The sequence below is a fragment of the Streptomyces sp. Xyl84 genome, assembly GCF_059731885.1.
In genome coordinates, this window is the sequence record NZ_AP029182.1 from 4,923,787 (window position 1) to 4,947,181 (window position 23,395).

Here is a 23,395-nt window from a genome sequence, read left to right on the forward strand (position 1 = left end):
TCGATCCGACCCGAGACCGCAGACGGACAAGCACACGTATGCGGACGCCTCAAGAATCAGGACCCTGCGTGCCCGCGACCCCCAGCCATGTGCCCGAGCCGAGCCGTACCGACCCGGCGCTGATCCGCAATTTCTGCATCATCGCGCACATCGACCACGGCAAGTCCACTCTCGCCGACCGGATGCTGCAGCTGACCGGTGTGGTCGAGCAGCGGCAGATGCGCGCCCAGTACCTCGACCGCATGGACATCGAGCGCGAGCGCGGCATCACGATCAAGTCCCAGGCGGTGCGGTTGCCGTGGGCCCCGACCCACGAGCCCGGCAACACGCACATCCTCAACATGATCGACACGCCGGGACACGTCGACTTCACCTACGAGGTGTCCCGTTCGCTCGCCGCCTGCGAGGGGACGATCCTCCTGGTGGACGCGGCCCAGGGCATCGAGGCGCAGACCCTCGCCAACCTCTACCTGGCGATGGAGAACGACCTCACGATCATCCCGGTCCTCAACAAGATCGACCTGCCGGCCGCGCAGCCGGAGAAGTTCGCCGAGGAGCTGGCGAACCTGGTCGGCTGCGACCCCGACGACGTGCTGAAGGTCTCCGCCAAGACCGGTCTCGGCGTCGAGGCGCTGCTGGACAAGGTGGTCGACCAGATCCCGGCCCCGGTCGGTGTCAAGGACGCCCCCGCCCGCGCGATGATCTTCGACTCGGTCTACGACTCCTACCGCGGCGTGGTGACGTACGTCCGTGTCATCGACGGCCAGCTCAACAAGCGCGAGCGGATCCGGATGATGTCCACCGGCGCCACGCACGAGCTGCTGGAGATCGGCACCAACTCCCCGGAGATGCTGCCGGCCGACGGCCTCGGCGTCGGCGAGGTCGGCTACCTGATCACCGGTGTGAAGGACGTCCGCCAGTCCAAGGTCGGTGACACCGTCACCAGCCAGCACAAGGGCGCCACCGAGGCGCTCGGCGGGTACAAGGACCCCAGGCCCATGGTCTTCTCCGGGCTGTACCCGCTGGACGGCTCCGACTACCCGGAGCTGCGCGAGGCGCTGGACAAGCTCCAGCTCAACGACGCCGCGCTGGTCTACGAGCCGGAGACCTCCGCCGCGCTCGGCTTCGGCTTCCGCGTCGGCTTCCTCGGCCTGCTCCACCTGGACGTGATCCGGGAGCGGCTGGAGCGCGAGTTCGGCCTCGACCTGATCGCCACCGCGCCCAACGTGGTCTACCGCGTGATCATGGAGGACGGCACGGAGATCACCGTCACCAACCCGAGCGAGTTCCCCGAGGGGAAGATCGCGGAGGTGTACGAGCCGGTCGTGCGGGCCACGATCCTCGCGCCCACCGAGTTCATCGGCGCGATCATGGAGCTGTGCCAGACCCGGCGCGGCACCCTGCTCGGCATGGACTACCTGTCCGAGGACCGCGTCGAGATCCGTTACACCCTCCCGCTCGCGGAGATCGTCTTCGACTTCTTCGACCAGCTGAAGTCCAAGACCCGCGGTTACGCCTCCCTGGACTACGAGCCCACGGGCGAGCAGTCCTCGAGCCTCGTCAAGGTCGACATCCTGCTGCACGGCGACAAGGTGGACGCCTTCTCGGCGATCACCCACCGGGACCAGGCGTACGCGTACGGCGTGCGGCTCGTCGCCAAGCTCAAGGAGCTGATCCCGCGGCAGAACTTCGAGGTGCCCGTGCAGGCGGCCGTCGGCTCGCGCGTGATCGCCCGCGAGACCATCCGCGCCATCCGCAAGGACGTCCTCGCCAAGTGCTACGGCGGTGACATCTCCCGCAAGCGGAAGCTGCTGGAGAAGCAGAAGGAGGGCAAGAAGCGCATGAAGATGGTGGGTTCCGTGGAGGTTCCGCAGGAGGCCTTCATCGCGGTGCTCTCCAGCGATGACAGCGCGGCGCCGGCCAAGGGCAAGAAGTAACCGGCGGCACCGCGGGGCGGGTGTCCGCCGCGTCGGTGAACCGGGTGAAAAGGGGCCCGTCGCACGAAAGTGCGGCGGGCCCCTGCGCACGCACGTGGTAGCGCTCTGTGGGAAGTCTCAGGCCACAGCCCCTTACGCGGTGGCCGGTCGCCCTTTACCCTGATGCCTGCTCGCTAGTTACTCGCGAGTTAAACAACGCCGAACCACCACCCGTGAGTCAACCCAGCCGCACCTGAGCCAGCCGCCGCACTGCCGCGGGCCCCGGAGGATGTCGTGAGCGACGCACAGACCCTGATCGAGAACCGTCCGCCGTCCGTGGCGGCCCTCTTCCTGGAGCGTGTGGCGGCCACACCGGACGCCGAGGCCTACCGCTACCCCGTACCGCCGTCCTCCGGCGAGGGCCCGGACGAGTGGCGCTCGCTGAGCTGGGAGCAGGCCGCCGAGCGGGTGTACGCCATCGCCGCCGGACTCATCGATCTGGGGGTGCGCCCCGAGGAGCGGGTCGCGCTCGCCTCCTCCACGCGCGTGGAGTGGGTGCTCGCCGACCTCGGCATCATGTGCGCCGGCGCGGCCACCACCACGGTGTACCCGCAGACCAACGCCGACGAGTCCGCGTTCATCCTGTCCGACTCCGAGAGCAGAGTGCTCGTCGCGGAGAACGCCGCACAACTGGCCAAGGCCGTCGCACGGCGCGCCGAACTGCCCGAGCTGCACCACGTCGTCGTGATCGACCCGGCGGGCGTGGAGAAGGGCGAGGACGACTGGGTCCTCACCCTCGCCGAACTGGAGCAGCGCGGCGCCGCCTACCTGGAGGAGCACCCGGAGCTGATCAAGGAGCGGGTCGGTGCGATCACCAAGGACCAGCTCGCCACCCTCATCTACACCTCCGGCACCACCGGCCGCCCCAAGGGCGTCCGCCTCCCGCACGACAACTGGTCGTACATGGCGAAGGCGATCGCCTCCACCGGCCTGCTCGGCCCCGACGACGTGCAGTACCTGTGGCTGCCGCTCGCCCACGTCTTCGGCAAGGTGCTCACCTCGGGGCAGATCGAACTCGGGCACGTCACCGCCGTCGACGGCCGCGTCGACAAGATCATCGAGAACCTGCCGGTCGTGCAGCCCACCTACATGGCCGCCGTGCCGCGCATCTTCGAGAAGGTCTACAACGGGGTCGCCGCCAAGGCCCGCGCCGGCGGCAACGCCAAGTACAAGATCTTCCAGTGGGCGGCCGAGGTCGGACGCGAGTACGCCAAGGTCACGCAGGACAACTTCCAGCGCACCGGCGTCCACTCCGCGCCCTTCGGGCTCGCCGCCCGGCACAAGGTCGCCGACACCCTGGTCTTCGCCAAGATCCGCGAGGCATTCGGCGGCCGGCTGCGCGCCTGCATCTCGGGCAGCGCCGCCCTCGCTCCCGAGATCGGCTACTTCTTCGCGGGGGCCGGCGTCCACATCCTGGAGGGCTACGGCCTCACCGAGTCCTCCGCGGCCTCCTTCGTCAACCCCGGCGAGGCCTACCGCACCGGCACCGTCGGCAAGCCGCTGCCCGGCACGGAGGTCCGCATCGCGGAGGACGGCGAGATCCTGCTGCGCGGCCCCGGCATCATGCAGGGCTACCACAAGCTGCCCGAGAAGACCGGCGAGGTGCTGGAGTCCGACGGCTGGTTCCACACCGGCGACATCGGCGAGCTGTCCCCGGACGGCTACCTGCGCATCACCGACCGCAAGAAGGACCTCATCAAGACCTCCGGCGGCAAGTACATCGCGCCCGCCGAGGTCGAGGGCCAGTTCAAGGCGGTGTGCCCGTACGTCTCGAACATCCTGGTCCACGGCGCCGACCGCAACTTCTGCACCGCCCTCATCGCGCTCGACGAGGCCGCGATCCTGGAGTGGGCCGAGGAGAACGGTCTGGGGGGCAGATCCTACGCCGAGGTCGTCGCCGCCCCGCAGACCGTCGAGCTGATCGACGGCTACGTCAAGCAGCTCAACGAGGGCCTGCAGCGCTGGCAGACCATCAAGAAGTTCCGCCTCCTGCCGCGCGACCTGGACGTCGAACACGGCGAGATCACCCCGTCCCTGAAGCTGAAGCGGCCGGTGGTGGAGCGCGCGTACAAGCACCTGATCGACGACATGTACGCGGGGGCGCGGGAGGCGTGAGGGCGTGTCTCACACGTAGCACAGTTCTCGCCCCCGGCGGCCGAGTTCGGTAACTCCGTGCTTATGAGTGCGGCCGGTCTGTCACCCTGTCGGCAACGAACGACCTATCGTCCGATTGCTCGGGGAGCTGTAGATGGGGGCCATTCCGACGCAGCGGGAGACGGGTTCCCGCGCCGGTGAGCCGGCCGCGCGGCAGGGTGCGCAGGCGGGCGGCGAGGTGTGCGCCACGCTGCCCGGCAGCCCGCTGGCGCCGGGCACCGCCCGTGCACTGGTCCGCGCGGGGTTCCAGCAATGGCGCGACCTCGGACTCGGCGTCGCGGACCGGTTCGCCGACGAGGTGCTGGTCGTCGTCAGCGAACTGGTCACCAACGTCGTCGTCCACGCGGGCACGGACACCGAGCTGACCTGCCGGATGGAGGCGGAGACCGGCGCGTGCGTCGTCGAGGTGACCGACCGGCACCCCTCGCGCGCCCCGCGCGACCACGACCACGGGCAAGGTCACGGCCCCGGTCGGGAGACGCCCTGCGAGACCGCCGAGTACGGCCGCGGCCTGCGGCTGGTCGCCGCGCTCGCCCAGGAGTGGGGCATCACCTACCGGGCCGGGGCCAAGACCGTGTGGGCGCGGCTGTCCGCCGACGCCGGGAAGGACGCGGGCGACGAGGGGAGCGCCGAGGCCGCCGGGCAGGACGCCGCGCCCTGGCTCGGCGTCGCCGAGATCCTCGCCCCCGCGCCCCAGCGCGCCGAACGCGACCGCGAATGGCTGGGCCGCGGCGCGCTGTCCTTCCTCGCGGAGGCGTCCGACCTGCTCGCCGGGCAGCTCGACGAGGACCTCGTCGCCGCGCTCACCGGCCAGCTCGTCGTCCCCCGGCTGGCCGACTGGTGCGCGGTCTGGCTGGAGGACGAGTCCACGGCACGCGGCCTGTGGCACGACGCCACCGGCGCGCCCGGCCCGCGCCTCGCCCGCGTCTGGCACGTCAGCGAGAACCACCTCGAGGAGCTGCGCCGCGCCCTGGAGAAGGACCCGCCGCGCCCGGCCGACGACGTGCTGAGTTCCGGTCCCGTCCCCTACCCGTGGCCCGGCGAGGCGCTCGGCCCGCACGCCGCGGACGGAGCCGCGCTCGCCTACCGGCTGGTCGCGGGCGGCCGCCCGCTCGGCACGCTCGTCATCGGCCGGGCCGGGCTGCTCCGCTTCCCCGACGAGATCACCGGCCTGGTGGAGGATCTCAGCAGGCGGGTCGCGCTCGGCATCGGCGCGGCCCGGCAGTACGCCCGCCAGGCCACCATCAGCGCCGTGCTCCAGCGCGGACTGCTGCCCGGCGCGGTCGCCGAGATCCCCGGCATGCGCAGCGCCCTCGTCTACGAACCGTGCGACCAGGGCGGCCCGAGCGGCGACTTCTACGACCTCTTCCCGGCCGGTGACGGCCGCTGGTGCTTCGCCATCGGCGACGTCCAGGGCAAGGGTCCGGAGGCCGCCGTGGTCATCGGCCTCGCCCGGCCATGGCTGCGGCTGCTGGCCCGCGAGGGGTACGGCGTCGCCGACGTCCTCGACCGCCTCAACCAGCTCCTCCTCGACGACGCCACCGAGGCCGCCGACGCGGCGGCCCGCGCCCTGGTGGGCCCCGTCGCGCCCGGCGACGCCCCGCAGACCCGCTTCCTGTCCCTGCTCTACGGCGAGCTGGCGCCCTTCGAGGGCGGTGTGCGCTGCACCCTGGCCTGCGCCGGTCACCCGCTGCCGCTGGTGCTCGCCCGCGACGGCGGCGTCCGGACGGTCGCCCGCCCGCAGACGCTGCTCGGCGTCATCGAGGACGAGACGTACCTGTGCGAGAGCTTCGAGCTGGTGCCCGGCGACACCCTCCTGTGCGTCACCGACGGGGTCACCGAGCGGCGCTCCGGCTCCCGCCAGTTCGACGACGGCGACGGGCTCGCCGCCGCCCTCGCCGGCTGCGCGGGCCTCGACGCCGGCCTGATCGCCGAACGCATCCGGCAGCTCGTGCACGAGTTCGGCGAGCGCCCGCCCGAGGACGACCTGGCCCTCCTCGTGCTCCAGGCACAGTGACGAGCCGGCCCTCCTCGTGCTCCCGGCACGGTAAGGACGGCCGTACTGGACAATGGAAGGCATGCCTTCCGCACTCCCCGACGGCGAGCCCGTCCCCGCCGACGGCGCGCTGCCCGCGTCCGCGCTCGCCGGGGCCGCCGGCCGGCCCCTCGGGTTCTACCTGCACGTGCCCTACTGCGCCACCCGCTGCGGCTACTGCGACTTCAACACCTACACCGCCACCGAGCTGCGCGGCACCGGCGGTGTGCTCGCCTCCCGCGACAACTACGCGGCGGCCCTCGTCGAGGAGGTGCGGCTGGCCCGCAAGGTCCTCGGCGACGACCCGCGCCAGGTCCGTACGGTCTTCGTCGGCGGCGGCACGCCCACGCTGCTCGCCGCCGACGACCTCGTACGGATGCTGGCGGCGGTCCGCGACGAGTTCGGTCTGGCCCCCGACGCGGAGGTCACCACCGAGGCCAACCCCGAGTCGGTCGGCCCGGCGTACCTGGCGGCCCTGCGGGAGGGCGGCTTCAACCGGATCTCCTTCGGCATGCAGAGCGCCCGGCAGCACGTGCTGAAGATCCTCGACCGCACCCACACCCCCGGCCGCCCCGAGGCCTGCGTCGCCGAGGCCCGCGCGGCCGGTTTCGCGCACGTCAACCTGGACCTGATCTACGGCACGCCCGGCGAGTCCGACGACGACTGGCGCGCCTCCCTGGACGCGGCCCTCGGCGCGGGCCCCGACCACGTCTCCGCCTACGCGCTGATCGTCGAGGAGGGCACCCGGCTCGCCCGCCGGATCCGCCGCGGCGAGGTCCCCATGACCGACGACGACGTGCACGCCGACCGGTACCTGATCGCCGAGGAGACGCTGTCCGCGGCGGGCTTCGACTGGTACGAGGTGTCCAACTGGGCCACCTCCGAGGCGGGCCGCTGCCTGCACAACGAGCTGTACTGGCGCGGCGCGGACTGGTGGGGCGCGGGCCCCGGCGCGCACAGCCACGTCGGCGGCGTGCGCTGGTGGAACGTCAAGCACCCCGGCGCGTACGCCGCCGCCCTGGCCCAGGGCCGCTCCCCGGGCGCCGGGCGCGAACTGCTCACCGAGGAGGACCGCCGGGTGGAGCGGATCCTGCTGGAGCTGCGGCTCAAGGAGGGCGCGCCGCTCTCCCTGCTGCGTCCGCAGGGCCTGGCCGCCTCCCGGCGCGCGCTGTCCGACGGGCTCCTGGAGCAGGGCCCGTACGACGCCGGACGCGCCGTGCTCACCCTGCGCGGGCGGCTTCTGGCGGACGCGGTGGTGCGGGACCTGGTGGACTGAGGCGCGCCGGGCCGGGGGAGCTACGCGGGTTCCGTCACGAAATCGATCAGCTGCTCGACCCGGCCCAGCAGCTCCGGCTCCAGGTCCTTGTACGAGCGCACCCGCGCGAGGATCTGCTGCCAGGCGGCGCCTGTGTTCTCCGGCCAGCCCAGCGCGCGGCAGACGCCCTTCTTCCAGTCCTGGCCGTGCGGGATCCGGGGCCAGGACCCGATGCCGAGGGAGGCCGGCTTCACGGCCTCCCAGACGTCGATGTACGGATGGCCGACGACCAGGGCGTGCTCGCTGGTCACCGACCCGGCGATGCGCCACTCCTTGCTGCCCGGGACGAGGTGGTCGACGAGGACGCCGAGGCGGGCGTCCGGGCCGGGCGCGAACTCGGCGACGATCGAGGGGAGGTCGTCGACGCCCTCCAGGTACTCCACGACGACGCCCTCGATGCGCAGGTCGTCGCCCCACACCTTCTCGACCAGCTCGGCGTCGTGCCGGCCCTCCACGTAGATGCGGCCGGCGCGGGCCACGCGCGCGCGTGCGCCGGGCACGGCGACCGAACCGGAGGCCGTGCGGGTGGGCCGTACCGGACCGGCGGCGGGCCTCACCAGCGTCACCGGCCGCCCCTCCAGCAGGAAGCCGCGCGGCTGGAGCGGGAAGGCGCGGTGCTTGCCGAAACGGTCCTCCAGGGTCACCGTGCCCGCCTCGCAGCGGATCACCGCCCCGCAGAATCCGGTCACCGGTTCCTCGACGACCAGGCCCGGCTCGGCCGCGACCTCCGGCACCGGCTGGGACTTCTTCTTCCAGGGCGGGGTCAGGTCGGCGGAGTACTGGCGCATTCGAGTGACGATAGGGAGATCCGGGGCGGTGATCAGCGCGACACGCCGAAGCGCTCGGCCAGCGCGTCCCGCTGGGCCCGGACGAAGGCCGCGTCGACCGCCGCGCCGTGCCCGGGGACGTACAGCGCGTCCTCGCCGCCCAGCTCCAGCAGCCGGTCCAGAGCGGCCGGCCACCGCTCGACCACGGCGTCCGGGCCCGCCTGCGGTTCGCCGGACTCCTCGACCAGGTCACCGCAGAAGACCACCGGCCCCCGGCCCGGTCCCTCACCGGGCACCACCACGGCGAGGTCGTGCGCGGTGTGCCCCGGGCCCACGTTCGCCAGCAGCACCTCCCGGCCGCCGCCCAGCGGGACGGTCAGCCGGTCGCGGACCTCGCGGCCGGGCCGCACCAGGGCCGCGGCGGCCTCCTCGGCCGCCCGCGCGTCCAGCCCCTGGCGCACCGCGTCCGCGCGCAGCTCCGCGCGCTCGCGCGCGTCGCCGAGCACCGCGCCCGCCCCCTCTGCGGCGAAGACCTCGGCCGCCCCCTCGAAGGCCGCCGCCCCGAAGACGTGGTCGAAGTGCAGGTGCGTGAGCGCGAGAAGAGTCACACGGCCGCCCGTGATCTCGCGTGCCCGCGCACGCAACCGCGCGCCCTCCGCGACGGACGCCCCCGGGTCCACCCACAGCACGGCACCGTCCCCGACGACCAGTGCGGCCGTGCAGTCCCACACCGGCAGCCGCACCCGGCCCACGCCCTCGGCCAGCCGCTCCCACCCCAGGTCTTCCCAAGTCACCGTCATACCCGGACGCTAGCGTTGCGCGGACCAGTCTTGCCCCCGGTGTACCCGACGGCCGTACACTGGGCCGGGGGATGCTGGCACTCGTATGCGCCGAGTGCCAGGCGGGAACCGAGTGACGACTCTGGAGGTGTGCGCGATGCTCAGCGAGCGAAGGCTGCAGGTGCTGCGTGCCATCGTCCAGGACTACGTCGGCACCGAGGAGCCGGTGGGGTCCAAGGCCCTCACCGAGCGGCACAACCTCGGCGTCTCACCGGCCACCGTCCGCAACGACATGGCCGCCCTGGAGGACGAGGGCTTCATCGCCCAGCCGCACACCAGCGCCGGCCGCATCCCCACCGACAAGGGGTACCGCCTCTTCGTCGACAAGCTCGCCGGGGTCAAGCCGATGACCGCGCCCGAGCGGCGCGCCATCCAGAACTTCCTCGACGGCGCGGTCGACCTCGACGACGTGGTGGCCCGCACGGTGCGGCTGCTGGCGCAGCTGACCCGGCAGGTGGCCGTGGTGCAGTACCCCTCGCTGACCCGTTCGACCGTCCGGCACGTGGAACTGCTCTCGCTCGCGCCCGCGCGGGTGATGCTCGTGCTGATCACGGACACCGGGCGGGTCGAGCAGCGGATGATCGACTGCCCGGCGCCGTTCGGCGAGACGTCCGTGGCGGACCTGCGGGCGCGGCTGAACAGCCGGGTCGCGGGCCGCCGCTTCACGGACGTGCCGCACCTGGTGGAGGATCTCGCCGACGGCTTCGACGTGGAGGACCGGGGGACGGTCGCCACCGTGCTCTCCGCCCTCCTGGAGACCCTCGTCGAGGAGAACGAGGAGCGGCTGATGATCGGCGGCACCGCCAATCTGACCCGCTTCCCCCACGACTTCCCCCTCACCATCCGGCCCGTTCTGGAGGCGCTGGAGGAGCAGGTCGTCCTGCTGAAGCTGCTCGGTGAGACACAGGATCCGGGCATGACCGTGCGCATCGGTCACGAGAACGCCTACGAAGGACTCAACTCCACGTCCATCGTGTCGGTGGGCTACGGTTCGGGCGGCGAGGCAGTCGCCAAGCTCGGCGTGGTCGGACCGACCCGCATGGACTACCCGGGAACGATGGGAGCGGTACGCGCAGTGGCACGGTACGTCGGACAGATCCTGGCGGAGTCGTAAGTGGCCACGGACTACTACGCCGTTCTCGGCGTGCGCCGCGACGCGTCGCAGGATGAGATCAAGAAGGCGTTCCGGCGGCTCGCGCGCGAGCTCCACCCGGACGTCAACCCGGACCCGAAGACCCAGGAGCGGTTCAAGGAGATCAACGCCGCCTACGAGGTGCTGTCGGACCCGCAGAAGAAGCAGGTCTACGACCTCGGCGGCGACCCGCTCTCGCAGTCCGGCGGGGCCGGCGCGGGCGGCTTCGGTGCCGGTTCCTTCGGCAACTTCTCCGACATCATGGACGCGTTCTTCGGCACGGCGTCGCAGCGCGGGCCGCGCTCGCGCACCCGGCGCGGCCAGGACGCCATGATCCGGCTCGAGGTCGAGCTGGACGAGGCGGCCTTCGGCACGACGAAGGACATCCAGGTCGACACGGCCGTCGTGTGCACCACCTGCAACGGCGAGGGCGCCGCGCCCGGCACCACCGCGCAGACGTGTGACATGTGCCGCGGCCGCGGCGAGGTCTCGCAGGTCACCCGGTCCTTCCTGGGCCAGGTCATGACCTCCCGGCCCTGCCCGCAGTGCCAGGGCTTCGGCACCGTCGTGCCCACCCCGTGCCCGGAGTGCGCCGGCGACGGCCGCATCCGCGCCCGCCGCACGCTGACGGTGAAGATCCCGGCCGGTGTGGACAACGGCACGCGGATCCAGCTCGCGGGCGAGGGCGAGGTCGGTCCCGGCGGCGGCCCGGCCGGTGACCTCTACGTCGAGATCCACGAGCTGCCGCACGCCACGTTCCAGCGCCGCGGCGACGACCTGCACTGCACGGTCACCATCCCGATGACCGCGGCGGCCCTCGGCACCAAGGTGCCGCTGGAGACGCTGGACGGCATGGAGGAGGTCGACATCCGGCCCGGCACGCAGTCCGGCCAGTCGATCCCGCTGCACGGCCGCGGCGTCACGCACCTGCGCGGCGGCGGCCGGGGCGACCTCATCGTCCACGTCGAGGTCCAGACCCCCACCAAGCTCGACCCGGAGCAGGAGCGCCTGCTGCGGGAGCTGGCCGAACTGCGCGGCGAGGAGCGCCCCCAGGGGCAGTTCCAGCCCGGGCAGCAGGGCCTTTTCTCCCGGTTGAAGGACGCGTTCAACGGCCGCTGAGGCCGGCTGAACGCCCTGCGGCCGCACCGGAGGCGGCCACCGACGCCGGTGGCCGCCTCCGGCACGTGCAGGCGGACGCCCGGATTCGGAGCCGTACGCGGGACGTGACACCATGCGGTCATGTCCTCCGCATTGTCCGCGCTGACCGATCTCTTCCCCCGTCCGATCGTGCAGGCTCCGATGGCGGGCGGCCCGGCGGGGCCGCAGCTCGCCGCCGCGGTGTCCGAGGCCGGCGGGCTGGGCTTCCTGGCGGCCGGGTACAAGACGGCGGACGGCATGTACCAGGAGATCAAGCAGATGCGCGGGCTGACCGGCCGCCCCTTCGGGGTGAACGTCTTCATGCCCCAGCCGGAGCACCCCGGTGCGGGCACCGGCTCCGCCAAGACGGCCTACGCCGCGCCCCCGTCCGGCGCCGTGGACCTCTACGCGCAGCAGCTGGCCGGTGAGGCCACCTGGTACGAGACGGAGCTGGGCGACCCCGAGTGCGGGCGCGACGACGGCTACGAGGTCAAACTCGCCGTCCTGCTCGACGACCCGGTCCCCGTGGTCTCCTTCCACTTCGGCGTCCCCACCCGCCAGGTCATCGACTCCCTGCACCGTGTCGGCACGTACGTCCTGGCCACCGCGACCACCGTCGACGAGGCGCTGGCCGTGGCGCGGGCGGGCGCGGACGCGGTGATCGCCCAGGGAGTGGAGGCGGGCGGCCACCAGGGCACCCACCGCGACCGGCCGGAGAACGACGGCGCCGGCATCGGCGTGCTCTCCCTGGTCACGCAGATCCGCGAGGCCGTGGACCTGCCGGTCGTCGCCGCCGGCGGCATCATGCGCGGCAGCCAGATCGCCGCCGTCCTCGCGGCCGGAGCGAGCGCCGCGCAACTCGGCACGGCGTTCCTCGCCACCCCCGAGTCCGGGGCGCACGCCCTGCACAAGCAGGCCCTGACCGACCCCGTCTTCCCGCACACCGAGCTGACCCGCGCGTTCTCCGGGCGGCCCGCCCGTGCCCTGGTCAACCGCTTCGTACGCGAACACGGCCCGTACGCGCCCGCCGCCTACCCCGAGGTCCACCACCTCACCTCGCCGCTGCGCAAGGCCGCCGCGAAGGCCGGCGACCCGCAGGGCATGGCGCTGTGGGCGGGCCAGGGCCACCGCCAGGCCCGCGCACTGCCCGCGGGCGAGCTGGTCGAGGTGCTGGCGGCCGAACTGGACGCCGCCCGGCGGGAGTCGGCGGCCGGTTCGCGCAGGGGAGGCGATGCGCGATGACCGCACCCGTGTTCGTGGCCGGCCGGCTGGAGGACGGCCCGGGCCAGTTCGTGCTGGACGGCGCCGAGGGGCGGCACGCCGTCTCGGTGAAGCGGCTGCAGCCCGGCGAGCGGGTCGTGCTCACGGACGGCGCCGGACGGTGGGCCGAGGGCGAGGTGAGCGCCACCGAGGGCAAGGACCGGCTCGTCGTGCAGCTGGGCCCGGTGAGCGAGGAAGCCCCGCCCTCACCCCGGATCACCGTCGTCCAGGCCCTCCCCAAGGGTGACCGCGGTGAACTGGCCGTGGAGACCATGACGGAGGTCGGTGTCGACGCGATCGTGCCCTGGGCCGCCTCCCGCTGCATCACCCAGTGGAAGGGTGAGCGGGGACTCAAGGCGCTCGGCAAGTGGCGGGCCACCGCCCGCGAGGCCGGCAAGCAGTCGCGCCGCGTCCGCTTCCCCGAGGTCGCGGACGCCGCGACGACCAAGCAGGTCGCCGCGCTCCTCGCCGAAGCGGACTTCGCCGCCGTGCTCCACGAGAGTGGCCGGGAGCGGCTGGCCACCGCCCACCTCCCTGCCCGGGGAGAGATCGTGCTGGTCGTGGGACCCGAAGGCGGCGTCTCCCCCGAGGAGTTGGCGCTGTTCGCGGAGGCCGGCGCCGGGCCCTACGTCCTCGGGCCTACTGTGTTGCGTACATCGACCGCCGGCACCGCCGCCGCGGCCCTGCTCCTGGGCCGCACGGGCCGCTGGTCCTGACCGCGCCAGGGGGGAAACACCGTGGAACTCACCCAAGTACGGCTCCTCGTCACCGACTTCGCCGCCTCCTACCGCTTCTACGCCGACGTGCTCGGCCTCGAGCCGCAGTCCGGCGCGGCGCAGGGGCCGTACGAGAAGTTCAGCCCCGCCACCGGGTCCGCGGGCATCGCCCTCCAGGACCGGGCGATGATGGCACAGGTGCTGGACGAGCTGGGCGACACCGCCGGCGGGCACCGCTCCCTGGTGGTGCTGCGGGTGGACGACCTGGACGCCTGCTGCGCGGAGATCACCGGCCGCGGCGCCACGCTGCTGCACGGCCCGGCCCCCCTGACGGACCGGATGCGCGTCGCCCACCTGAAGGACCCGGAGGGCAACCTGGTGGAACTCCAGGAGTGGCTGCGGCCGCGCTCCTGACCGCGCGCGGGCACGCACGGCGCACAGGTGGCCGTATGCGCTCCACCGCCCACGGCGGACCGGTGACACCCTGCCGGGCATGGGGGCATCGAGACGGTTCCGGCACCTGCCGGGCGGACGGCGGGCGCCGGCCCCGGCCGCAGCGGTACGACGCGCGGTCAGCGGCGGGCCGGGCGGAGCGCGAAGTGATCACCGAAGTGATCCGTTCCCCTGTCCGTGACCGCGGGCCCTGCGTAGGGTGATCGGGTGACTCAGTCCGCATCCTCCGCATCGACCGTACCGTCCGCCTACCTCCGTTTTCCGCACCTGCACGGGGAGTTGGTCGCCTTCACCGCCGAGGACGACGTGTGGCTCGCGCCGCTGGACGGCGGGCGGGCCTGGCGGGTCAGCGGCGACAACGTGCCGGTGAACCACCCGCGCATCTCGCCCGACGGCACCACCGTCGCCTGGACCTCCACCCGTGACGGCGCCCCCGAGGTGCACGTCGCGCCGGTCGACGGCGGGCCCGCCGAGCGCCTCACCCACTGGGGCAGCTGGCGCACCCAGGTGCGGGGCTGGACGCCCGGCGGCGAAGTCCTCGCGATCAGCACCCAGGGCCAGGCCAGCCTGCGCCGCACCTGGGCCCGCGCCGTCCCGCTGGACGGCTCGGAGGCCGCCGTCCTGCCCTACGGCCCGGTCGGTGCCGTCGCGTACGGGCCGCACACCGTACTGCTGTCCGCGACCATGGGCCGGGAGGCGGCCTGGTGGAAGCGGTACCGGGGCGGCACGGCCGGGAAGCTGTGGATCGACCCGGAGGACACCGGCGAGTTCGTACGGCTGCACGAAGACCTGGACGGCAACCTCGAGTACCCGCTGTGGGTGGGGGACAGGGTCGCCTTCCTCTCCGACCACGAGGGCACCGGCGCGCTGTACTCCTCCCGGGCCGACGGCTCCGAACTGCGCCGCCACACTCCTCTGGACGGCTTCTACGCCCGGCACGCCGCCACCGACGGCACCCGGGTCGTGTACGCGAGCGCCGGTGAACTCTGGCTCCTGGACGACCTGGACGGCGCCGAACCGCGCCGCCTCGACATCCGGCTCGGCGGACCGCGCGTCGACCTCCAGCCCCACCCGGTCAACGCCGGCCGCTGGTTCGGGTCCGCCGCCCCCGACCACACCGCCCGCGGCAGCGCCGTCGCCGTCCGCGGCGCCGTCCACTGGGTCACCCACCGCTCGGGCCCGGCCCGCGCGCTGGCCGCCGAACCCGGCGTCCGCACCCGGCTGCCGCGCACCTTCCGCGCCGACGGCGAGGAGTGGGTGGCGTGGGTGACCGACGCCGAGGGCGAGGACGCCCTGGAGTTCGCGCCCGCCACCGGCCTCGCCCCCGGCGCCACCCCGCGCCGCCTCGCCGCCGGACAGCTCGGCCGGGTCCTGGAACTGGCCATGGCCCCCGACGGCAGCCGCGCCGCCGTCGCCTCCCACGACGGCCGGCTGCTCCTCGTCGAACGCGAGACCGGCGAGGTCCGCGAGGTGGACCGCAGCGACAACGGCGACGTCACCGGCATCGCCTTCTCGCCCGACTCGGCCTGGATCGCCTGGTCCCACCCGGGCCCGAGCCCGCTCAGCCAGCTCCGCCTGGCCAACACCACCGACCTGTCGGTCACCGAGGCCACCCCCCTGCGCTTCCAGGACTACGCGCCCGCGTTCACCCTGGACGGCAAGCACCTCGCCTTCCTCTCCCACCGCTCCTTCGACCCGGTCTACGACGAGCACGTCTTCGACCTGGCGTTCGTGGAGAGTTCCCGCCCGCACCTGATCACCCTGGCCGCGACCACACCGTCCCCGTTCGGGCCGCAGCGCCACGGCCGCCCCTTCGAGTCCGCCGACAAGGACGAGACCCCCGAGGGCGAGGGCACCCCGGCCACCCGGATCGACCTCGAAGGCCTCGCCGACCGGATCGTGCCCTTCCCGGTCGAGGCCGCCCGCTACTCCAACCTGCGCGCCGCCCGCGACGGCGTGCTGTGGCTGCGCCACCCGGTGACCGGCGTGCTCGGAGCCTCCCGCGCCACCCCCGAGGACCCGGACCCGAAGACCGAGCTGGAACGCTACGACCTCGCCCAGCAGCGCATCGAGCACCTCGCCGCCGACGCCGACCACTTCGAGGTCAGCGGCGACGGCAAGCGCGTCCTGCTGTGGTCCGACGGCAAACTCAGGGTCGTCCCCAGCGACCGGCGCGCCTCCGGCGACGAGGACAGCGACTCCAACATCACCGTCGACCTGGGCCGGGTGCGCCAGACGGTCGACCCGGCCGCCGAGTGGCGGCAGATGTACGAGGAGACCGGCCGCATCATGCGGGACCACTTCTGGCGGGCCGACATGAACGGCGTCGACTGGGACGGCGTCCTCGACCGCTACCGGCCCGTCCTGGACCGCGTCGCCACCCACGACGACCTCGTGGACCTGCTCTGGGAGGTGCACGGCGAACTCGGCACCTCGCACGCCTACGTCACCCCGTTCGGCGCCTTCGGCGACGGCGCCCGCCAGGGCCTGCTCGGCGCGGACCTCTCCCGGCACGAGGACGGGAGCTGGCGCATCGACCGGATCCTGCCCTCGGAGACGTCCGACCCGAACGCGCGCAGCCCGCTCGCCGCGCCCGGCGTCGCGGTCCGCGCCGGGGACGCCGTCACCGCGGTCGCCGGCCGGCCGGTCGACCCGGTGACCGGCCCCGGCCCGCTGCTGGTCGGCACGGCCGGCAAGCCCGTCGAGCTGACGATCTCGCCCGCCGGCGGCGGGGAGGCGCGGCACGCCGTCGTGGTGCCCCTCGCCGACGAGGAGCCGCTGCGCTACCACGCCTGGGTCTCCGACCGCCGCGCCTACGTCCACGAGAAGTCCGGCGGCCGGCTGGGCTACCTGCACGTCCCCGACATGCAGGCGCCCGGCTGGGCGCAGATCCACCGCGACCTGCGCGTCGAGGTGGCCCGCGAGGGCCTGGTCGTGGACGTGCGGGAGAACCGCGGCGGGCACACCTCCCAGCTCGTCGTGGAGAAACTGGCCCGGCGCATCGTCGGCTGGGACCTGCCGCGCGGCATGCGGCCGGAGAGCTACCCGCGGGACGCGCCGCGCGGTCCGGTCGTCGCCGTGGCCAACGAGTTCTCCGGCTCCGACGGCGACATCGTCAACGCGGCCATCAAGGCGCTGGGCATCGGACCGGTCGTCGGCACCCGCACCTGGGGCGGCGTCATCGGCATCGACAGCCGCTACCGCCTGGTCGACGGCACCCAGATCACCCAGCCCAAGTACGCGTTCTGGCTGGAGGGTTACGGCTGGGGCGTGGAGAACCACGGCGTGGACCCCGACGTCGAGGTCGTCCAGCGCCCGCAGGACCACGCGGCGGGCCGCGACCCGCAACTGGACGAGGCGATCAGGCTGGCCCTGGAGGCCCTGGAATCCAGCCCCGCCAAGACAGCGCCGGACCTGCCCGCCTGACGCCCCGTCCGGACCGCGGGCCGGCCGCCCACCGGCCCGCGGCCGACCGACTACGATGCCCCGTACCAGCTCACCGGCCCGAAGGAGCGCACGCGCATGGCAGGGGAACCCCAGGACGACTGCCTGTTCTGCAAGATCGTCGCGGGTCACGTCCCCGCGACCGTCGTCCGCGAGACGGAGACGACCGTCGCCTTCCGCGACATCAACCCCCAGGCGCCCACCCACATCCTGGTGATCCCCAAGGCGCACTACAAGGACGCCGCCGCCCTCGCCGCGGGCGCCCCGCAGCTCGCCGCCGACGTGCTGCGCGAGACGCAGGCCGTCGCCGACGACGAGAAGCTGGAGAGCTACCGCACCGTCTTCAACACCGGCTCCGGCGCCGGCCAGACCGTCTGGCACGCCCACGCGCACGTCCTCGGCGGCCGCGGCCTGCAGTGGCCCCCCGGGTAGGGAGCCGTGTCCGTCCGTGAACTCGTCGTCCTCGGCACCGCCAGCCAGGTACCGACCCGGCACCGCAACCACAACGGCTACCTGCTGCGCTGGGACGGCGAGGGCATCCTGTTCGACCCCGGCGAGGGCACCCAGCGACAGATGCTGCGCGCCGGCGTCGCCGCCCACGACCTGAACCGGATCTGCGTCACCCACTTCCACGGCGACCACAGCCTGGGCCTGGCCGGAGTGATCCAGCGGATCAACCTCGACCGGGTCCCGCACGAGGTCACCGCGCACTACCCGCGCTCGGGCAAGCGCTTCTTCGACCGCCTCCGGTACGCCACCGCCTACCGCGAGACGGTCGCCCTCACCGAGGCCCCGGTCGACGCCGACGGCGTCCTCGCGGTGACCCCGGCCTACACCCTGGAAGCCCGCCGGCTCTCCCACCCGGTGGAGTCCTTCGGCTACCGGCTCGTCGAACCTGACGGGCGCCGGATGCTGCCCGACCGGCTCGCCGCGCACGGCATCAAGGGCCCCGACGTGGGCCGGATCCAGCACGAGGGCTCCCTCCGCGGGGTGCCCCTGGAGGCGGTGAGTGAGGTGCGGCGCGGGCAGCGGTTCGCGTTCGTCATGGACACCCGGCTGTGCGAGGGCGTGCACGCGCTCGCCGAGGGCTGCGACCTGCTGGTCATCGAGTCGACCTTCCTCGACGAGGACGAACCGCTCGCCGTCGAGCACGGCCACCTGACCGCCGCCCAGGCCGCCCGGGTGGCCCGGGACGCGGGCGTACGCCACCTCGTGCTCACCCACTTCAGCCAGCGCTACACCGAACCCGACGCGTTCGAACGGCAGGCACGCGCGGCCGGGTTCGAGGGCGAGCTGACCGTGGCCCACGACCTGCTGCGGGTGCCGGTTCCGAAACGTCGGTGAAAGAGCCGTACGATTCTCTGATGCCCCTGCCCAAAGCTGAACTGCACCTCCACATCGAAGGCACCCTGGAGCCCGAGCTGGCCTTCGAGCTGGCCGCGCGCAACGGCGTGAAGCTGCCGTACGAGGACACCGACGCCCTCCGCGAGGCCTACCGGTTCGCGGACCTCCAGTCCTTCCTGAACCTGTACTACGAGCTGATGGCCGTCCTGCGCACCGAGCAGGACTTCGCGGACCTCGCCGACGCCTACCTCGCGCGGGCCGCCGCGCAGGGCGTGCGGCACGCGGAGATCTTCTTCGACCCGCAGGCCCACCTCGCGCGCGGCGTGGAGATGGGCACGGTCGTCGAGGGGCTGTGGCGGTCGCTCGGCCGCAGCGCGCAGCGGCACGGCGTCTCCACCCAGCTGATCCTGTGCTTCCTGCGCGACGAGTCCGCCGAATCGGCCCTGGCCACGCTGGAGGCGGCCAGGCCGTACCTCGACCGGATCGTCGGCGTCGGGCTCGACTCGGCCGAGGTCGGGCATCCGCCGGCGAAGTTCCGCGAGGTGTACGAGGCCGCCGCCGCCCTCGGGCTGCGGCGCGTGGCGCACGCGGGGGAGGAGGGGCCGCCGCAGTACATCACCGAGGCCCTGGACGTGCTCGGCGTCGAGCGCGTCGACCACGGCCTGCGCTGCATGGAGGATCCCGCGCTGGTCGAACGCCTCGTGCGCGACCGGATCCCGCTGACGCTGTGCCCGCTGTCCAACGTCCGGCTGCGCACCGTCGACACCCTCGCCGACCACCCGCTGCCCGCCATGCTGGACGCGGGCCTCGTGTGCACGGTCAACTCCGACGACCCGGCCTACTTCGGCGGCTACGCGGGCGACAACTTCGACGCCGTGCACCGCGCCCTCGGCCTGGGCGAGGACCGGCTGCGCGAACTGGCCCGCAACTCCTTCCTCGCCTCCTTCCTGGAGCACGACGAGGAGCGCCGCCAGCGCTACCTCGCCGAGGTCGAGGCGTACGAGTTCTCTTGAGGCGCGCGCCCGCGCCGGGGAGGCGGCCGGACTTCCCAGGGTCCCGCCGCACCCGGCGTGACGGCCCCGCCCGGTGGGCGCGGTGGTGCACACTGGCCTGATCCGCACCATGCCAGGGGAGCGCACCGTGACCGCGTCCAGCACGCCCGCCGGAGAAGGACCGGAACAGCAGGAGAGCCGGGAGCGCCCGCAGCGCCGGGAGCAGCAGGGGCACCCGGAGCAGCAGGGACGTCCGGAGCAGCAGGGACCTCCGGAGCAGCAGGGGTGTCCGGAGCAGCAGGGGTGTCCGGAGCAGCAGGGGTGTCCGGGGGCGCAGGAGTCCCCCGAGGACCGCGAGTACCCGCGGGACCGGGAGTACGTCGTCGGGGCGGCCCACGCCCCCGCCGCGCCCCAGGTCGACCCGCTGGCCGCGCTGCGCACGGTGGACGACCCGCCCTGGGACGTCTACCTCACGGGAACGGTCTTCCTCGACATCATCTTCACCGGCCTCGACTCGGCCCCGGTGCGCGGGACGGAGTCCTGGGCGCGCGGGATGGGGTCGAGCCCGGGCGGTGTGGCCAACATGGCGACCGCCCTGGCCCGCCTCGGTCTGCGCACCTCCCTCGCGGCCGCCTTCGGCGACGACCACTACGGGGAGTACTGCTGGGACGCGCTGGAACAGGGCGAGGGCATCGATCTCTCGCCCTCGCGCACGGTCCCCGGCTGGCACTCCCCGGTCACCGTCTCCATGGCGTACGAGGGCGAGCGCACGATGGTCTCGCACGGCCACGAACCCCCGCCGGAGGACGTGCTGCTCCAGGACGGCGGGCCCCTCCGGCTGCCGCCCGCGCGGGCCGCGGTCGCCTCCCTGACCCCCGGCAGGCCCGAGCCCTGGATCGCGGAGGCCGCCCACAAGGGCACCCGCGTCTTCGGGGACGTCGGCTGGGACGACACCGGTGCCTGGGATCTGGCTGGCCTCGCCGACCTGGAGCACTGCGAGGCGTTCCTGCCCAACGCCGAGGAGGCGATGCGCTACACGCGCACCGACTGCCCGCGCACCGCCGCGCACGCGCTGACCGCCTTCGTCCCGGTCGCGGTGGTCACCCTGGGGGCGGAGGGCGCCTACGCGGTCGACCGGCGCACGGGGGAGAGCGCCGAGGTGCCCGCCATCGCGGTCGAGGCCCTGGACCCCACGGGCGCGGGTGACGTCTTCGTCGCCGGGTTCGTCACCGGCACCCTGGCCGGCTGGCCGCTGGCCGACCGGCTCGCCTTCGCCGGGCTCACCGCCGCGCTGTCGGTACAGGAGTTCGGCGGCTCCCTGTCGGCGCCGGGCTGGTCGGAGATCGCGGCCTGGTGGCGCCGGGTCCAGTCGGTGCCCGGCCAGGACCCGGCGGCCCTGCGGCGGTACGCCTTCCTGGAGCGGCTGCTGCCCCGTGCGTGCGTCGAGCCGTGGCCCCGGCGCCGGGCCGTGCCCACCATCGGCTTCGGCCGGTCCGTGTGACGGGCGCCGGGCGAGGGCAGACGCCATTGACAGACAGATGACGTTTGCTGCTCAATGAGCGGCAGGATCAAGCATGTTTTTGCACGAGTACCGCACTTCCTGACCCATGGCTCCCTCCTGACCCTCCGTCGAAGGACATGCGTCGTGCGCAGACCAGCAGGCACACCGTCACGCAAACCCTCGCGCCGGCCCAGGGTGCTCCTCGCCGCCCTCGCCCTGAGCCTCGCCCTCCCCGTCGGACTCACCGCGCAGGACCGGGCCCAGGCCGCCCCCGGCACGCCCGCGCCCCGCCTCACCACGTCTCCGGGCGAGGTGGACCTGACCGTCCCGCGCAGCCGCACCGCTCCCGGCTACCGCCTCCAGGTGACGACCGGTCAACTCTCCCTCACCACCCGCCGCTCGGGGGAGACCGTCCTGGCCACGGCCCCCGCCGGGACGGGCGCCCTGCGCTTCCGCACCGCCGGCGCCTGGCAGCACGCCACCCGCGTGACCGGCTGGACCTGGCACGGCGGCACCCTCACCCTCACCGCGGCGACGACGGCACCCGGCACCACGGTCCAGGCCCGGATCACCCCCGCCGCCGACCGCTACCAGCTCGACTGGCGGGTCACCGGCCAGGCCGCCCCCGACCGCCTCGGCATCGCCTACGACCTCTCCTCCGCCGGCCACTGGTACGGCCACGGCGAGGCCCAGACCCCGGCGGGCGGCCCCGGCACCGACCAGCCCTGGCCCCTCGACAGCGGCCAGGTGGTCCACTCGGCCTTCGGCCCCGCCTCGTACTACATGGTCGACCCCTTCTGGTACACCTCGCGCGCCACCGGACTGCGCGTGGACACCGGCCACGTCATGGACGTCGCCGTCAACCAGGGCAAGGACGGCCTCGGCCGCTTCGACATCGAGTCCGCCGACCCGTACAAGGCGACCGTCTTCGTCGAGTCCACGCCGCTGGACGTCTACCGCGACTACATCGGCATCGTCGGCAGGCCGGCGAAGAGCGACGCCACCTACCGGCAGTACGCCGAGCCCGTCTGGAACTCCTGGGCGCAGTTCTACACCCACGTCGACCAGGCGAAACTCCTCGACTATGCGCAGGACCTGCACGACAACGGCGTCAAGGGCCACACGCTCCAGCTCGACGACAAGTGGGAGTCGAACTACGGGAACATGACCTTCGACGCGAAGGCCTACCCGGACCCCAGGGCCATGTCGCGGAAGATCCACGACCTCGGCTTCGACTTCGGCCTCTGGGTCACCCTGTGGATCAACCTCGACTCCGACCAGTACCGTTACGCCGCCGACCACGGCTACCTGCTCAAGTCCGCCGCCGACCCCGGCAAGCCCTGCACGGTCACCTGGTGGAACGGCACGGCGGGCATCGTCGACCTCGCCGATCCGGACGCCAAGGCCTGGTACGAGGGCCGCCTGAAGTCCCTCATGAGCACCTACGGCATCGACGGCCTGAAGTTCGACACCCGCTTCATCGACGAGAAGTGCGCCCCGCACGAGGGCTACAAGCCCACCGACTACCAGCGGCTCGGCGCCCAGCTCGCCGACGAGTACGACCTCCAGGGCGTCGGCATCCGCGTCCACTGGGACAGCACCGCCCACCGGGCCGGATTCGTCACCCGGCAGGAGGACAAGGGCACCGGCTGGAACTCCCTGCGGGCCTCCGTCAGCCAGAACCTGGCCATCTCCACCATCGGCTACCCCTTCGTCACCACCGACATGATCGGCGGCTCCCTCGGCCAGCCGGCCCCCAGCAAGCAGGTCCTGGTCCGCTGGGCGCAGTCGGCGTCCCTGATGCCCCTGATGTACGCGTCCACGTCACCCGTCGACACGAACGACCCCACCACCGGCAAGAAGGTGGTCTACGACCAGGAGACCATCGACCTCTACCGGGCCGCGATCGCCCGCCACGGCCGCCTCGCCCCCTACATCTGGGACCAGGTCCAGGCCACCCTGCGCACCGGCGACCCGATCATGCGCCCCCTGTTCTTCGACTTCCCGAAGGACAAGGCCGCGTACACGATCACCGACGAGTGGATGCTGGGCCCGGCGGTCCTGGCGGCCCCCCAGCTCACCGACGCCCCCACCCGCACCGTCCACCTGCCCCCGGGCACCTGGTACGACGTGGCCCACGCCAGGACCGTCCACGGCAACCGCACCCTGACGTCCTACGCCACCCCGCTGGGCACGGCCCCGGTCTTCGTGAAGCTCGGCGCGAAGGGAGCGGAAAAGGCCCTGCGGGCCCTGCGCTGACCTCCCTGCCGCCGACGGGCCGGCCGCTCCCTCCGGGACGGCCGGCCCGTTCGTGCGGGGCACCGTGGCGG

The 23,395-nt window shown here is 73.2% G+C and carries 17 protein-coding genes; 15 read left to right on the top strand and 2 right to left on the bottom strand.

What is annotated here, in order from left to right; genetic code table 11:
• The first annotated feature begins 68 nt into the window (after nt 1–68).
• The 4 genes from lepA (at nt 69) to hemW (ending at nt 7,441) form a co-directional block, all read left to right on the top strand.
• Entirely contained in the window at nt 69–1,937 is a 1,869-nt protein-coding gene (lepA, locus tag AC6I72_RS21335) for a translation elongation factor 4 (protein ID WP_498002707.1), read from the top strand.
• A 273-nt stretch (nt 1,938–2,210) separates the two neighbouring features.
• Nucleotides 2,211–4,091, top strand: coding sequence for an AMP-dependent synthetase/ligase (locus AC6I72_RS21340; RefSeq protein WP_498002708.1), 1,881 nt, complete (start codon nt 2,211–2,213; stop codon nt 4,089–4,091).
• Nucleotides 4,092–4,224: 133 nt separating this feature from the next.
• Nucleotides 4,225–6,147 (top strand): SpoIIE family protein phosphatase, encoded by a 1,923-nt coding sequence (locus AC6I72_RS21345; RefSeq protein ID WP_498002710.1) that lies wholly within the window; start codon nt 4,225–4,227, stop codon nt 6,145–6,147.
• A 61-nt stretch (nt 6,148–6,208) separates the two neighbouring features.
• Nucleotides 6,209–7,441, top strand: a complete 1,233-nt coding sequence (gene hemW, locus AC6I72_RS21350) for a radical SAM family heme chaperone HemW (protein ID WP_498002711.1) — start codon at nt 6,209–6,211, stop codon at nt 7,439–7,441.
• 20 nt (nt 7,442–7,461) lie between these two features.
• Here the strand turns inward: hemW and AC6I72_RS21355 are convergent, their stop codons facing one another.
• Both AC6I72_RS21355 and AC6I72_RS21360 read right to left on the bottom strand, forming a co-directional pair.
• Nucleotides 7,462–8,268: a DUF3097 domain-containing protein gene (locus tag AC6I72_RS21355; protein ID WP_498002712.1), complete on the bottom strand. Its 807-nt coding sequence runs from the start codon at nt 8,266–8,268 to the stop codon at nt 7,462–7,464.
• Between the two features lie 32 nt (nt 8,269–8,300).
• Nucleotides 8,301–9,047, bottom strand: coding sequence for an MBL fold metallo-hydrolase (locus AC6I72_RS21360; RefSeq protein WP_498002713.1), 747 nt, complete (start codon nt 9,045–9,047; stop codon nt 8,301–8,303).
• A 136-nt stretch (nt 9,048–9,183) separates the two neighbouring features.
• On the opposite strand from AC6I72_RS21360, the gene hrcA reads away from it, so the two are divergent.
• The 11 genes from hrcA to AC6I72_RS21415 all read left to right on the top strand — a co-directional run bounded on the left by hrcA (nt 9,184) and on the right by AC6I72_RS21415 (nt 23,324).
• Entirely contained in the window at nt 9,184–10,200 is a 1,017-nt protein-coding gene (gene hrcA / locus AC6I72_RS21365) for a heat-inducible transcriptional repressor HrcA (RefSeq protein WP_498002714.1), read from the top strand.
• A complete protein-coding gene (dnaJ, locus tag AC6I72_RS21370; RefSeq protein ID WP_037854366.1) occupies nt 10,201–11,337 on the top strand; it encodes a molecular chaperone DnaJ in 1,137 nt (378 codons plus the stop codon).
• A gap of 120 nt (nt 11,338–11,457) precedes the next feature.
• Entirely contained in the window at nt 11,458–12,597 is a 1,140-nt protein-coding gene (locus AC6I72_RS21375) for a nitronate monooxygenase (protein ID WP_498002715.1), read from the top strand.
• Nucleotides 12,594–13,331, top strand: coding sequence for a 16S rRNA (uracil(1498)-N(3))-methyltransferase (locus tag AC6I72_RS21380; RefSeq protein ID WP_498002717.1), 738 nt, complete (start codon nt 12,594–12,596; stop codon nt 13,329–13,331). Before AC6I72_RS21375 ends, AC6I72_RS21380 begins: the two co-directional genes overlap by 4 nt.
• Before the next feature lie 21 nt (nt 13,332–13,352).
• The gene (locus AC6I72_RS21385; RefSeq protein ID WP_498002718.1) at nt 13,353–13,745 is read left to right on the top strand and encodes a VOC family protein; all 393 of its coding nucleotides are present in this window, start codon (nt 13,353–13,355) and stop codon (nt 13,743–13,745) included.
• Between the two features lie 246 nt (nt 13,746–13,991).
• Complete coding sequence (locus AC6I72_RS21390) at nt 13,992–17,210, top strand: S41 family peptidase (RefSeq protein WP_498002719.1); 3,219 nt, start codon at nt 13,992–13,994, stop codon at nt 17,208–17,210.
• Nucleotides 17,211–17,306: 96 nt separating this feature from the next.
• Nucleotides 17,307–17,660: a histidine triad nucleotide-binding protein gene (locus tag AC6I72_RS21395; RefSeq protein WP_498002720.1), complete on the top strand. Its 354-nt coding sequence runs from the start codon at nt 17,307–17,309 to the stop codon at nt 17,658–17,660.
• 6 nt (nt 17,661–17,666) lie between these two features.
• A complete protein-coding gene (locus tag AC6I72_RS21400; RefSeq protein ID WP_498002721.1) occupies nt 17,667–18,572 on the top strand; it encodes a ribonuclease Z in 906 nt (301 codons plus the stop codon).
• A 20-nt stretch (nt 18,573–18,592) separates the two neighbouring features.
• Nucleotides 18,593–19,585, top strand: coding sequence for an adenosine deaminase (locus AC6I72_RS21405; RefSeq protein WP_498002723.1), 993 nt, complete (start codon nt 18,593–18,595; stop codon nt 19,583–19,585).
• 403 nt (nt 19,586–19,988) lie between these two features.
• Nucleotides 19,989–21,065 carry a carbohydrate kinase family protein gene (locus AC6I72_RS21410; RefSeq protein WP_498004760.1) on the top strand — a complete coding sequence of 359 codons (1,077 nt, stop codon included), beginning with the start codon at nt 19,989–19,991 and terminating at the stop codon, nt 21,063–21,065.
• A 144-nt stretch (nt 21,066–21,209) separates the two neighbouring features.
• Complete coding sequence (locus tag AC6I72_RS21415; protein WP_498002725.1) at nt 21,210–23,324, top strand: glycoside hydrolase family 31 protein; 2,115 nt, start codon at nt 21,210–21,212, stop codon at nt 23,322–23,324.
• Nucleotides 23,325–23,395 lie beyond the last annotated feature (71 nt).